Source organism: Variovorax flavidus (assembly GCF_030317145.1).
GTDB lineage: Bacteria > Pseudomonadota > Gammaproteobacteria > Burkholderiales > Burkholderiaceae_C > Variovorax > Variovorax flavidus.
Genome location: NZ_JASZYE010000001.1, coordinates 677,893 through 690,865 on the forward strand (window position 1 = coordinate 677,893; position 12,973 = coordinate 690,865).

The 12,973-nt window shown below is 67.9% G+C and carries 12 protein-coding genes; 10 read left to right on the top strand and 2 right to left on the bottom strand.

From position 1 onward, the window contains the following. Window positions 1-10: 10 nt before the first annotated feature. Window positions 11-271, bottom strand: coding sequence for a hypothetical protein (locus tag QTH90_RS03280; protein WP_286663085.1), 261 nt, complete (start codon window positions 269-271; stop codon window positions 11-13). Between the two features lie 168 nt (window positions 272-439). On the opposite strand from QTH90_RS03280, the gene QTH90_RS03285 reads away from it, so the two are divergent. From QTH90_RS03285 to QTH90_RS03315, 7 genes are all read left to right on the top strand, one after another. Continuing rightward, window positions 440-952, top strand: coding sequence for a MarR family winged helix-turn-helix transcriptional regulator (locus QTH90_RS03285; protein ID WP_286663086.1), 513 nt, complete (start codon window positions 440-442; stop codon window positions 950-952). After that, window positions 949-3,030 carry an FUSC family protein gene (locus QTH90_RS03290; protein ID WP_286663087.1) on the top strand — a complete coding sequence of 694 codons (2,082 nt, stop codon included), beginning with the start codon at window positions 949-951 and terminating at the stop codon, window positions 3,028-3,030. The genes QTH90_RS03285 and QTH90_RS03290 overlap by 4 nt, the downstream gene beginning before the upstream one ends. Beyond that, window positions 3,027-3,233, top strand: a complete 207-nt coding sequence (locus tag QTH90_RS03295) for a DUF1656 domain-containing protein (protein WP_286663088.1) — start codon at window positions 3,027-3,029, stop codon at window positions 3,231-3,233. The genes QTH90_RS03290 and QTH90_RS03295 overlap by 4 nt, the downstream gene beginning before the upstream one ends. Window positions 3,234-3,240: 7 nt before the next feature. Next, window positions 3,241-4,182, top strand: a complete 942-nt coding sequence (locus tag QTH90_RS03300) for an efflux RND transporter periplasmic adaptor subunit (protein ID WP_286663089.1) — start codon at window positions 3,241-3,243, stop codon at window positions 4,180-4,182. A gap of 5 nt (window positions 4,183-4,187) precedes the next feature. Next, window positions 4,188-5,660, top strand: coding sequence for an efflux transporter outer membrane subunit (locus tag QTH90_RS03305; protein WP_286663090.1), 1,473 nt, complete (start codon window positions 4,188-4,190; stop codon window positions 5,658-5,660). A gap of 52 nt (window positions 5,661-5,712) precedes the next feature. Continuing rightward, a complete protein-coding gene (locus QTH90_RS03310; protein WP_286663091.1) occupies window positions 5,713-8,127 on the top strand; it encodes a membrane-bound PQQ-dependent dehydrogenase, glucose/quinate/shikimate family in 2,415 nt (804 codons plus the stop codon). 593 nt (window positions 8,128-8,720) lie between these two features. Further along, the gene (locus QTH90_RS03315) at window positions 8,721-9,002 is read left to right on the top strand and encodes a hypothetical protein (protein WP_286663092.1); all 282 of its coding nucleotides are present in this window, start codon (window positions 8,721-8,723) and stop codon (window positions 9,000-9,002) included. A gap of 4 nt (window positions 9,003-9,006) precedes the next feature. On the opposite strand, the gene QTH90_RS03320 is transcribed toward QTH90_RS03315, so the two are convergent. Next, the gene (locus QTH90_RS03320; RefSeq protein ID WP_286663093.1) at window positions 9,007-9,723 is read right to left on the bottom strand and encodes a GntR family transcriptional regulator; all 717 of its coding nucleotides are present in this window, start codon (window positions 9,721-9,723) and stop codon (window positions 9,007-9,009) included. A 114-nt stretch (window positions 9,724-9,837) separates the two neighbouring features. Here QTH90_RS03320 and QTH90_RS03325 point away from each other — a divergent pair, with 114 nt between their 5' ends. Genes QTH90_RS03325 through QTH90_RS03335 form a run of 3 tightly spaced genes read left to right on the top strand, consistent with a single transcriptional unit; the run spans window position 9,838 to window position 12,970 of the window. Further along, window positions 9,838-10,809, top strand: a complete 972-nt coding sequence (locus QTH90_RS03325) for a VOC family protein (protein WP_286663094.1) — start codon at window positions 9,838-9,840, stop codon at window positions 10,807-10,809. A 54-nt stretch (window positions 10,810-10,863) separates the two neighbouring features. Then, entirely contained in the window at window positions 10,864-11,718 is an 855-nt protein-coding gene (locus QTH90_RS03330; RefSeq protein WP_286663095.1) for a fumarylacetoacetate hydrolase family protein, read from the top strand. Between the two features lie 37 nt (window positions 11,719-11,755). Then, a complete protein-coding gene (locus QTH90_RS03335; RefSeq protein ID WP_286663096.1) occupies window positions 11,756-12,970 on the top strand; it encodes an amino acid ABC transporter substrate-binding protein in 1,215 nt (404 codons plus the stop codon). Window positions 12,971-12,973: the final 3 nt, after the last annotated feature.

The following is a 12,973-nucleotide window of genomic DNA, read 5'->3' on the forward strand; positions in this document are numbered from 1 at the left end:
TCGCAAACCGTCAGACGGAAGCGCTGTCGTTCTGCGACGGCCAGAACATGCGCCACCACGGGCGCTTGACTTCGGTCCGGGTGTTTGAGGCATTGGCGATCAATTCCGCGGCGACCGAGGCGCGGACACGCTCCCGCAGCGCGGTTTCGTAGGCATGTGCCGGCGCGCGGGCACTGCGGTCGCCTCGCAGCGCCTGACGGCGCCAAGCCTGCGCGTGCTCGGCGAGTTCGTCGTCGGTCAGGTCGTCGGGGTGGGGCATCTGCTGTGTCATGTTGAACAGATTGTGACGCGTCCTGTGGGCGCTCCATGCGCTGAGGGCCGATTCTCCACGATGCGAGCCCTGTGGGTCCATGGCGTGCAGTAACCCCACGCACCTCATTGGAGCCGTTCGGTTTACAATATTAGTTAGCTTGCTATCTAAAAACCTCCGGAGTTCGCCATGACTGCTGCCCGAAGCCCCACCCGTCGCCACGAGGCACTCGTGACCCTGGGCACGTCGCTGGGCGCACTGGAGCGAGCCTACCGTGCGGCCGCCAACCGGGCGGTCGCGCATGTCGGCCTTTCGCAGGCACTGGCCTGGCCCTTGGTGACGATCGGACGGCTGGGCGACGGCCTCAGGCAGGGCGTCCTGGCGGAGCAACTGGGCATCGAAGGGCCATCGCTGGCGCGTTCGATCGACCAACTGGTGCAGGGCGGCTTCGTCGACCGCCGCGAGGATCAGGGCGATCGCCGCGCCAAGACGCTCCATCTCACTGAATCCGGTGCGCAGGCCTGCGAGCACATCGAGTCGGCATTGGTCGTGATGCGCACTGCCTTGTTCGAAGGCATTCCCGACGAAGACCTGTTCGCCTGCCTGCGCGTATTCGGCACCCTGCGTGAACGGCTGGGCTGCCCGCCGCCGCAGTCGCCGCCGGCGAGGCCGAAGCCGGGCAGCGAGGCGAGGGAATCGTGAATCTCCTTGGCCCGTTCCGCTTCAACCGCGCTGAACTGATCTTCTCCCTCAAGTGCTTCGCTGCCGCAATGCTGGCGATGTATGTGGCCAGCCGCATGGGCCAGCCGCGGCCTTTCTGGGCGCTGATGACCACCTATGTCGTTGCCAATCCGCTGGCCGGCGCGGTGCGCTCGAAGGGCCTGTTCCGCCTGCTCGGAACGCTGCTTGGGTCCGCCGCTGCGCTGCTGCTGGTGCCGGCGCTCTCGAACACGCCCGAGTTGCTGACGCTCGCGCTCGCCCTGTGGCTGGGCGTCTGTCTCTACTTCTCGCTGCAGGACCGGACGCCGCGCTCCTACGTCTTCATGCTGGCCGGCTACACGGCGGCGCTGATCGGCTTTCCGGCGGTCGACGCGCCGCAGACCATGTTCGATACGGCCGTCGCGCGCGTCGAGGAAATCGGCCTGGGCATCCTGGCTGCCACGGTGGTCCACAGCATCGTGCTGCCGACCGGCTTGGCCCCCACCTTGCTCGGCATGCTGGATCGCAGTCTGCGCGATGCCCGCCAGTGGCTGCTCGATCTCATGCAGCCTCCTGCACGCGAGGCGAGTGCTGCTGCGCTGACGGCCGACCGCAAGCGCGTCGCCGCGGACATCACCCAGCTCAGGCTGCTGTCCACGCACATCCCCTTCGACACCACGCACCTGCGCTGGACGGCCGGCGCCGTGCGCGCGGTTCAGGACCGCGTGGCGTCGCTCACGCCCGCGCTCTCTGCCGTCGAGGACCGCCTCCAGGCACTGCGGCAGGCCGAGGGCGAACTGGCGTCCGACGTGACCGCCGTGCTGGCAAAGGTCGCGCACTGGCTGCAGGCGGCCGAGGGCGACAGTGGCAACGATGCGCAGGCGCTGCGGCAGTCGATCCGGGACTTCGGCAAGGCAGCCGACACGCAGCCCTCGAGCTGGTCGCGCGCGCTGCGCCTCTCCCTGGCCGAGCGGCTGGACGAACTGGTCGACGGCTGGCGCGCCTGCATTGCGTCGCGGCAGGAGGTCGATGACGGACTGACCGGCACCGCGCCGCCTTCGCGCCGCCTGCAGACGGTGGGCGATCGCGCGCTGCACCGCGACGTCGGCATGGCGCTGTTGTCGAGCCTGGCGGCCGTCGTGGCGGTCTGCATCTGCGCCGCGTTCTGGATCCTGACAGGCTGGCCCAGTGGTTCGGCGGCCGCGATGATGGCGGCGGTCTTCTGCAGCTTCTTCGCGACCATGGACGACCCGGTGCCGGCGATCCACGGCTTCCTCAAGTACACGCTATGGTCGGTGCCGCTGTCGGCGGTCTATGTGCTCCTGCTGCTGCCTGTGGTGCATGACTTCGGCATGCTGGTCGTCGTGTGCGCGCCGGTGTTCCTGCTCCTCGGGTGCTTCGTGGCGCGGCCGGCGACGATGCTCATGGCGATGCCGATCCTGTTCGGCGTCTCGAGCGCCCTGGCGCTGCATGACACGGCCAATGCCGATCTGGTGAGCTTCAGCAATTCGATGATCGCGCAGGTGCTCGGCATCCTCGTCGCCGCGCGCACCACGCGCCTCATCCGCTCGGTGGGGGTGGACTGGAGCGCGCGCCGCATCCAGCGGGCGACGTGGCGCGAGCTGGCCGAGATGGCCGCGGCGCCTCGCAGGCAGGTCAAGGCCGATGCCTACGCGGTGCGCATGCTCGATCGCATCAGTCTTCTGGCGCCCCGGGTGGCGGCTGCAGGCGGTGCGGTCGACGGTGTCTCGGCCGACGCTCTGCGCGACCTGCGCCTGGGCGCGGACGTCGTGGCCATGCAGCGCGTGCGCGGGCACCTGCCGGTGCACTTGGCCCATGGGCTGATGCGCGACCTCGAACGCCTGTTTCGCGAACGCACGGCCTCGAAAGCCGTGGCGAATCCGTCATCGCTGCTGAAGCGCATCGACGATGCGCTGCAGGCCGCGCTCGGCGCGCACGACCACGCGATGCCCGACGGCCGTTCTGCCGTCAGCGCGCTCGTCGGACTTCGCCGCAATCTCTATCCCGAAGCGTCGCCGGCACGGCCCGCTCTCATCGTTGCTGAAGGAGGCGCCGCATGATCGGCGAAGCCAGTTTTTTCGGTCTCTACCTGCCATGGGTGATGGTGCTGGCGGCGTGCGCGCTGCCAGCGACATGGGCGGTGCGCCGCCTTCTCGCCGTCACCGGCTTCTACCGCTGGGTCTGGCACCCGGCCCTTTTCGATATGGCGCTGTACCTGCTGGTGCTGTTTGCGCTCAGCCACGCCACGTCTTCACTGCACTGATCTCCTTATGAATGCCCGTTCTCCCGCCGATCGGCGCTGGCTCCAGCGCCTGGTCCCCATCGTCATTACCTCCGCCGTCGTGCTGGCCGCTGCCTGGGCGGCGCTGCGCCTGTGGGATCACTATGAGCTGGCGCCGTGGACGCGCGACGGCCGCGTGCGCGCCAACGTCGTTCAGATCGCGCCCGACGTGTCGGGTCTCGTGACCGTGGTGCCCATCCACGACAACGAGTCCGTGAAAGCCGGCACGCTGCTGTTCGAGGTCGATCCTGCGCGCTATCAGCTCGCCGTGCGCCAGGCCGAGGTGGCGCTGGCCGCGCAACGCACGACGCTCGCGCAAGCGCAGCGCGAAGACGGGCGCAATGCCGGACTCGGCACGCTGATATCGCAAGAGGTGCGCGAGCAGGCGCGCATGCGTGTCGAGCAGGCACGCGCCGCGGTGGCGCAAGCCGAGGTGTCGCTGGATTCGGCGCGGCTCAATCTGGCGCGCGCCTCGGTGCGCGCGCCGACCGATGGCCTGGTGACCAATCTCGACATGCGGCAAGGCAGCTACGCCACATCGGGGCGGCCGGTGCTGGCGCTGGTGGATGCGGCGTCCTTCTATGTCGAAGGCTACTTCGAAGAGACCAAGCTGCCGCGCATCCACACCGGCGACCGCGTGAGCGTGACCACCATGGGGGAGGGCGCACCGCTCGCCGGTACGGTGGAAAGCTTTGCCGCCGGCATCGCCGATCGCGACCGCTCGACCAGCGCCAATCTGCTGCCCAGCGTGAATCCCACCTTCAACTGGGTTCGGCTGGCGCAACGAGTTCCGGTGCGCGTCAAGCTCGACCCGCTGCCCGGCGGAATGCATCTCGTCGCGGGACAGACCGTGACGGTGCAGGTCATCGAGGAAGGACGGGGAGGGGACGCGTCGTCTGCGGCTCTTGCATCGCCCGCAAAGAAGGGGTGAGCGCCGTGACAGTTCAGCTTTGCCGCACAGTGCGGCCTCTGGGTCTTTGCGCGCTTTCCGCTGCGGCAGTGCTGCTGGCGGCGTGTACGACGGTCGGTCCCGACTACCGGCAACCTGCCGACGCCATCGCCGGCCAACCCGCAGCTGCGGCGCCGTTCGAGGGCGCGCAGCCGTCGCGACGGTCGCCGGACGCTGCTTCGGCGCAACCCTATTCACAGGCACCGCTGCCGGCGCACTGGTGGCGGCTGTACAGCGATCCCTTGCTCGACCGGTTGGTGGAGCAAGCCCTCGCGCACAACACCGACCTGCGTCAGGCCGTGGCCAACCTGGAGCGCGTCGAGGCACTCGAGGCCGAGGTCGATGGCGCCAGCAAGCCCACCATCGGCGTGAACGGCGGGCCGTCGTACGGGCACGTGTCGGGCCTGTCGCTGCTGCAACCCGGCTATCAGCCGCCCAGCGACTTTCACTACAGCGCAGGTGTCGCGGTGTCGTACCAGCTCGACCTGTTCGGCCAGATCCGCCGCGCGAGCGAGGCATCGCACGCGAGCACCGAAGCAGCTTCGGCTGCGCTGGACCTGGTGCGCGTCAGCGTCGCGGCCGGCACGGCGCGCGCCTACGCCGATGTGTGTTCGACCGGCCTGCGACTGCGCAGCGCGCGGAAGTCGGCCGAACTGCAGCAGGAGGCGGTGGACGCCTCGCAGCGGCTTCAACAGGCCGGGCGCGTCGGCGTCATCGACGTGTCGCGCGCACGCAGCCAGGCGCAGCAACTGCTCGCGGCCTTGCCGCCGCTGCAGGCGCAGCGCGAAGGTGCCGTGTACCGGCTGGCCACGCTCACGGGCACGCCGCCGCAAGCCTTCTCCAAGGAGGTGACCGGGTGCGAGGCTCCGCCGCGCGTGGCGGGTGCCGTGCCGGTGGGCGATGGCGCCGAGTTGCTGCGTCGCCGGCCGGACATTCGCCAGGCCGAGCGCGAGCTTGCCGCCGCCACGGCGCGGATCGGCGTGGCCGTGGCCGACCGCTACCCGAAGATCACGCTGGGTCTTTCGGCGTCCTCCGCCGGCCTGGCCGATGGCTTTGCTCGCCGCGACACCTTTGCGTGGAGTCTCGGGCCGCTGATCTCCTGGACCCTCCCCAACACCGGCGTCGTCGATGCCCGCATTGCGCAGGCCGAAGCCGGCACGCGGATGGCCGCCGCGAAGTTCGACGGCACGGTGTTGACGGCCCTGCGCGAAACCGAAACGGCGCTCAGCGCCTACGCGCACGAACTCGACCGGAATGCAGCGCTCCAGGCTTCGCGCGACGAGGCGTCCACCGTCGCCGGCCAGGCGCGCCGGATGTACCAGAGCGGCAAGGTCGGCTATCTCGATGCGCTCGACGCCGAGCGCTCGCTGGCCTCTGGCGAGGCGGCACTCGCGGCGTCGGACGCTCAACTCGCGGACGACCAGGTCACGTTGTTCCTCGCCCTCGGCGGCGGCTGGTGAGCAGCACCGTGAGCCCACCCCCCACTCCAATCAACTCAAAGGAGAAAGCTGAATGATCGACCCATCCACCTACCGGACGGGAGGCCTTCGATGGCTGCTCGTTCTGTTCGGGATCGTGCTCCTGCTGTGCGGCGCCGCGCTGGCGCTTGGCGGCGTGCGGCTCGCGAGCGTGGGCGGCTCCTGGTACTACCTGCTGGGAGGCGCGGCCTTGCTCGTTGCCGGTGTGCAGTACGCGCGCCGCCGGCCCTCCGCACTCGCCTGGCTCGGCCTGGCCTTCATCGGCACGGTGGTCTGGGCGCTGGCGGAGGTCGGCTTCGACTACTGGCAGTTGATCCCGAGGCTGGTGATGCTGGCGGTGCTCACGATGTTCGGCCTGCTGCTGGCGCCACGCCTGGGCGCCATCGGTCCGAAGGCCGCGTATGGGATGGCTGGGGTGCTCTTCGTCGCTCTGCTCGCCACGCTCGCCCTGGGTTTCGTCCCGCATGGCGTGACGCGCCCGTCCGCTCCTGCAATGGCCGCCGTCGCAGCGCCTGCCCCCAAGGGCTCCGTGGGTGCTGCGACCGATTGGCAGTACTACGGTCGGACCCCGAACGGCACCCGCTTCGCGCCGATCGACCAGATCAACACCTCCAACGTGAAGCAGCTCGAAGTGGCATGGACCTTCCGCACCGGCCGCGATACCAAGGGCATGACCGAGGACCAGAACACGCCGCTCCAGATTGGCAACACGATCTATTCGTGCACGCCGCACAACGTGCTGTTCGCACTGAACGCGGACACCGGCGAGCAGCGGTGGAAGTTCGACCCCGAAGCCAAGTCGCCGCTCTGGCAACGCTGCCGGGGCGTGAGCTTCTTCGACGTCGCGGCGGCTGCGCCGGCGACGACCGCGACGGCGAACACGAGCGCGCCTGCGCCCGCGGGCAACAGCTGTGCCCAGCGCGTCGTCATGACCACCATCGACAGCCGGCTCATGGAGGTCGACGCCCACAGCGGCACGCCTTGCGCCGCCTTCGGCAACAACGGCACCGTGGATCTCAAGGCCGGCATGGGCAAGGTGGACCCCGGTTTCTACTTCCAGACCTCCGCGCCGACGGTGGTGCGCAACCTGGTCATCGTGGGTGGGTGGGTGTGGGACAACGTCGCGCTGGGTGAACCCTCCGGCGTGGTGCGTGCCTTCAATGCGAACACCGGCGCGCTGGTGTGGGCCTGGGACCTGGGCAATCCGGCGATCACCGCCGAACCGCCTGCGGGCGAGACCTATACCCGAGGCACGCCGAACGTGTGGTCCACCCCGGCCTTCGACGACAAGCTGGGCCTGATCTACCTGCCGACCGGCAATGCGACGCCCGACTTCTGGGGCGGCTCGCGGAGCAAGGCCGCAGAGGCGTATTCGGCCGCGGTCGTGGCGCTGGACATCCAGACCGGACGCGAACGCTGGAAGTTCCAGACCACCCACCACGACGTGTGGGACTACGACGTGCCATCGCAGCCTGCGCTGTACGACGTGCTGGACAAGAAGGGCGGCACCGTGCCCGCGCTGGTACAGACCACCAAGCGCGGCCAGATCTTCATGCTGGACCGGCGCGATGGCACGCCCATTGCCGAAGTGCAGGAAAAGCCCGTGCCGCAAGGTGCGGCGGAAGGCGACCATCTCTCGCCGACGCAGCCTTACTCCGTTGGCATGCCCGGCGTCGGCACGAACACGCTCACCGAATCGGACATGTGGGGCGTCTCGCCCTTCGATCAGCTGCTTTGCCGGATCCAGTTCAAGCAGTTGCGCTACGAAGGCGATTTCACGCCGCCCAACACCACCAAGAGCCTGCAATACCCCGGCTTCTATGGCGGCATGAACTGGGGCAGTTCGTCGATCGACGAGCGCAACGGCACGCTGATCGTCAACGACATGCGCGTGGCGCAGGTGGTGCAACTCATCCCGCGCGACGAGACGGAACGGCGCCTCGCCGCCAAGAAGGCAGGTGCCGACGGCCATGCGGGCCTCGCTTCGCAGACCGGAACGCCTTTCGGTGCAGACAAGAACATGTTCATGTCCGTGCTCGGCGTTCCCTGCCAGAAGCCGCCGTTCGGCGCGATGACCGCCATCGACCTGAACACGCGGCAGGTCGTGTGGCAGGTGCCGCTGGGCACCGTGCATGACGCAGGCCCCCTCGGTATTCCGACGCGCATGTCGATGCCCGTGGGCATGCCGACGCTCGGCGGTCCGGTCACGACCCAGGGCGGCCTGGTCTTCTATGCCGGCACGCAGGACTACTTCCTGCGCGCGCTCGACGCGTCGAACGGTGACGAGCTGTGGAAAGCCCGGCTGCCAGTCGGCGCGCAGGCCACGCCGATGACCTACGTCTCGCCCGACACCGGTCGCCAATACGTGGTGGTGTCGGTGGGCGGCGCGCGCGGCTCGCCCGACCGCGGCGACTACATCATTGCGTACGCACTGCCCAAAGCGAACTGATCGACCACACCTGCGAAAAGGCCCGCCCCGGGTAACCGGGCGGGCCTTTTCGTCATGTCACATGAGGTCGAGCTGTGGCGTACGCCGAACAAGCGAGAAGTTCGCCACAGGTGACACCGGCTCCCAGGGAGTTCGTGCATTTGTGCGCAGATTCGGCGACCCGGCGAAAAGTAATCCATTCGATTACACGTAACAGTGTTTGACAATCGCGCGAAACTTATTGGGTCTCGTGCGCCATGGAAGCTTCTCGCTGGGTTGGAACGTTTCTTCGATTCCTCGGCCTTCGTGGCGCATCGAGGAAGCGCACGCCGTCGCGATCGACCGCACGCGTCGTTGCGTCGGGCCATCGCCCGGCGGCACATCCTGTTGCCAGGGAGCCCGTCCGAACGCCGGCGCCGGCTGCTCCTGTCTTCAGGCAGCCTGTCGTGGTCGCTCCTGTCGCTCCTGTCGCTCCTGTCGAAGCGGTCAAGGCTCCGAGTCCGCTCCCGCCTCTGCCCGTCAAGCCCGAAGCGCCGACGCTTGCCGTCGCGCCGCCTCAACCAGCCAGGACGGTCGCGCCACCCGTCGCGCCTCCCGAGTTCATCCGGCAAATCATGCAACCCGCGGTCCAGCCCGAGCCGGAAGAGGCGCCTGCGGCCGTCAAGCCCATGCGCACGCTGGAAGAGGTCAGGGCGGATCTGGCCCGGCTGCGCGCGAGTGCAAAAGAGCGGCACGCGCAGGCCATGGTCCCGGTCCGGCGCGATGTCGCCTTCGAGCCCACGGACTTCATGGACTTCGCCAAGCCGGAGCCCCGCCCCAGCGAGGATTCCGGGTCGAGCTTCGAGGCCACGGCGTATCTGGACTTCACCACGCTGAAGCCGCGCGAAAGCACCTAGGGAGCTAGGCGGCGACCCGTCCCGCCAATGCGTCGGAGGGCGACAGCGCCAGATGAGGCGAGTTGAGCAGCAACTGCGCCGTGTTGTCGAGGTGCTCGGCGATCAGCGCCTGCGCAGACTCGATATCCCTGTTGAGCACCGCGTCGACCAGCGCCTGGTGCTCTCCCTTCACATCGCGCTCCGTCACGCCAAGCGGCGCAGAGAGCTGCCGATAACGCTCGCTCTGCTGATAGAGGATCTGATGCATTCGCAGCAGCCACTGGTTCGGGCAACCGTTCACCAGCGCGCGATGGAAGTCACCGTGGCTCTGCGCCCATTCGGCGCTGAGTTGCGTAGGGCGCTCCGGGTCGCGCTCGGCCACGCGCGAGAGACGATGGAAGGCCGAGACGATGCCGCCTTCCCAATCGAGATCGCCATGACGGATCGCCTCGGCCAGGCAGAGCTTCTCGATCTCGATGCGCGCCTCGACGAGGTGCAGCAACTCGGCCGCCGACACCGGACTCACCCGATAGCCCCGCGCCGGCTCCGACACGACCAGCGCCTCGGCTTCGAGCATGGCGAGGCCCTCGCGCACGGCGCCGGCGCTGACTTCGATTTCCTCGGCCAGCGCAGCGATGTTCAGCTTGGACCCGGGCAGCAGCCGCCCGCCGACGATGGCCGTGCGCAGCCTTTCGTAGACGAGGCGTGTCTGGCTGATGCCTCTGCTGGGGCGCTCGCTCATCGCAGCCACTTCTTGTAAACCCTAACCATAGATAAAAAACTAGCCGATATAGTTTGACGCAAAGAATATATTATTTCCAAGAAGCGTACAAACTTCGAACTGGAGCGAGACAACATGGCTGACATCCAGCTGCGCACCCGCAAGGACCCGAACCGCGCCGACGATCACAGCGTGCACTCGCTGGACCGCTTCGTCTTCACCGTGCCGGATCTCGATGAGGCGGCGCGCTTCTACGATGCCTTTGGCCTGCAGGTCGAAAAGGGCGAAGGGCGGCTCGATCTCCACACGGCCGGTCATCCGCACGCATGGGGCTCTCTGTTCCAGGCGGCGGGTCCGAAGAAGCTTCAGTACCTGCGCTTCGGCTGCTTCGCCGAGGACCTGGCGGCCATCGCCGAGCGCATCGACCGGCTGGGTGTGCCGCGATGCGAGCCGCATGCGCTGGGCGACGCGGAAGGCATCTGGGTCAGGCATCCGGACGGCTTTCCGGTGCAGATCGTGGCGGCGGCCAAGAGCTCGCCGGACGCGCGCGCTGAACGCATCCCTGAATCCGCCGTCCCGATGGGCACCGGCGCGTCGCTTGCCCGCTCGCGCATCCCCAAGGTCCGGCCGAGGCGGCTGTCGCACGTGCTGCTGTTCTCGCCCAACGTGGGCGATGCCATCGTGTTCTATCAGGACGCGCTGGGCCTGCGCCTCACGGATCGCTCGGGCGAACTCGTTGTCTTCATGCATGGTGCGCACGGCAGCGACCACCACATGATCGCGATGGCCAAATCCGATGGCCCGGGTCTTCACCACACCAGCTGGGACGTTGCCAGCATCGACGAGGTCGGCCGCGGCATGGAGCAGATGTACGCGGCGGGCTATCCGCGCGGCTGGGGTGTCGGGCGCCACGTGCTGGGCTCCAACTACTTCTATTACGTGCGCGACCCCTGGGGCAGCCACGCCGAATACTCCTACGACATCGACTACGTGCCCGGCGGCTTCGAGTGGCCCGCCGGCGACCATCCGCCCGAGGACTCCTTCTATGCCTGGGGCCCGGCAGTGCCGGAAGACTTCATCACCAACTTCGAGATCCGCAACGGTTGAGCTGCGGGCGCCGGTCCCTTCGCCTTTCCCACCCTTTTACGGAAGACATCCAACATGCGCCTCGCAGCTTTCCAAAGCAACGGCCGGCCGGCCATCGGCCTGCGTCTCGACCAGGAGATCGTCAACCTCACCGCCGAAGGCCTGCCCGCCACGCTCGACGAACTGCTGCGCGCCGGGCCCGAAGGGCTGGCGGCGGCGAAGCGGGCCGGTGCGTCGGCCCGTTCGCGGCTGCCGCTGGCCGACATCGACTGGCTCCCGCCAGTTCAGATGCCATCGAAAGCCATCGCCGTGGGGCTCAACTACGTGGACCACGCTGCCGAAGGGAACTTCGATCCGCCCAAGTACCCGGTGCTGTTCCATCGCTTTCCTTCGTCGTGGGTCGGGCACGGCCAGCCGCTGGTGCGGCCGCATGTGTCGACGCAGTTCGACTATGAAGGCGAGCTGGTCGTCGTCATCGGCAAGGCAGGCCGCTACATCGACAAGGGCAAGGCGCTGGACCACGTGGCGGGCTACTCGCTCTTCAACGACGGTTCGATCCGCGACTACCAGTTCAAGTCGGCGCAATGGATGATGGGCAAGAACTTCGATCGCTCCGGCGCCTTCGGCCCCGAGTTCGTCACGGCGGATGAGCTGCCGTCGGGCGCCACCGGCCTGAGGCTGCAGACGCGGCTCAACGGCCAGGTGCTGCAGGAGGCGAACACGCGAGACATGATCTTCGACGTCGCGACGCTGGTGTCGGTGTGCTCCGAGCCCTTTGCGCTGCAGCCGGGCGACATCATCATCGCCGGCACGCCCGCGGGCGTGGGCTTTGCGCGCAAGCCGCCGATCTTCATGAAGGCGGGCGATGTGTGCGAGGTGGAGATCGAGGGCGTCGGACTGCTCTCGAATCCCGTCGTCGATGGCGACTGAGCCTTCCCGCTTCCCAGAACAATCACAGGAGACAAGCATGAACATGGACCGTCGAACTTTCGTCGCCGCCGCCGGCGCTCTCGGCGCCAGTGCGCTCTTGACCCCGCATGCGTCGGCGCAGCCCGTCGGCACGCCCATCCGGGTCGGCGGCACGTTGGCGCTCACGGGGCCGCTGTCGGCCACGGGCCTCGTGCACAAGCTCACCGGCGAGATCTACGTCGACGGGCTCAACAAGCGCGGCGGCCTGCTGGGCCGGCCGGTCGAGTGGGTGCTGAAGGACGACCAGTCCAAGCCGGACCTGGCGCGCACGCTCTACGAGCAGCTCGTGACCTCGGACAAGGTCGACCTGCTCATCGGCCCGTACGCGACGGGCAACATCCTGTCGGCCATGGGCGTGGCGCAGCGCTACAACAAGACGCTGGTGCACCATACCTTCGGGATCCCGAACCTCGCGAAGTACGACCAGCAGTTCCCGGCGTGGTCGATCGGGCCCGATCCCGAGAAGACGCTTCCGGCGCTGGTGCTCGACGCCCTGGCCGTTTCGGCCACGCCACCGAAGACCATCGCGGTCGTGACGAGCAAGTTCCCGTCAGTGCATTTCGTCGCGCTCGGTGCGCGCGAAGTCGCCAAGCAGCGCGGCCTGAAGGAAGTGATCTTTCTCGAGTGGGACTTCGGCAATCGCGACTTCGGCCCGATCGCCGGGCGCATCAAGGAAGCGAACCCGGATTTCATCTGGACCGGTGCGATCGGCCTGGAGGGCAACCAGCTGCTCGATGCGATGAAGAAGATCGACTACGCGCCGCTGCATCACTTCTATCACGTGCCTGCGCCGGCGCCGATGCTCAAGGCGCCCGAGGCCAACGGCGCGCTGTCGATGACGATCTTCGAGGACCATCCGCCGTTCACCAACAACCCCGTGGCTGCCGAGTTCGTCAAGGTCTACCGCGATCGCGCTGCCCGCGCCGGCATGCCCGACACGGCCGTCGAGACGCAAGCCGCGGCATCGTTCACGGCCTGGCAGCTCATCGAGGCCTCGGTGGTCGCCACCAAGGGTCTGGACGACAAGGCCATGGCGGCGTGGTTGCGTGCGAACCAGGTGGACACGATCCAGGGCAAGCTGCGCTTCAACGAGCGCGGCAACTTCGGCGCCGACCTGAGCCGCGTCAAGCAGGTGCAGAACGGCAAGTGGGTCACGGTCTGGCCCGCTGAATGGGCCGCGCCCGGCGCGAAGCTCCAGACACGAGGCGCATAGGAA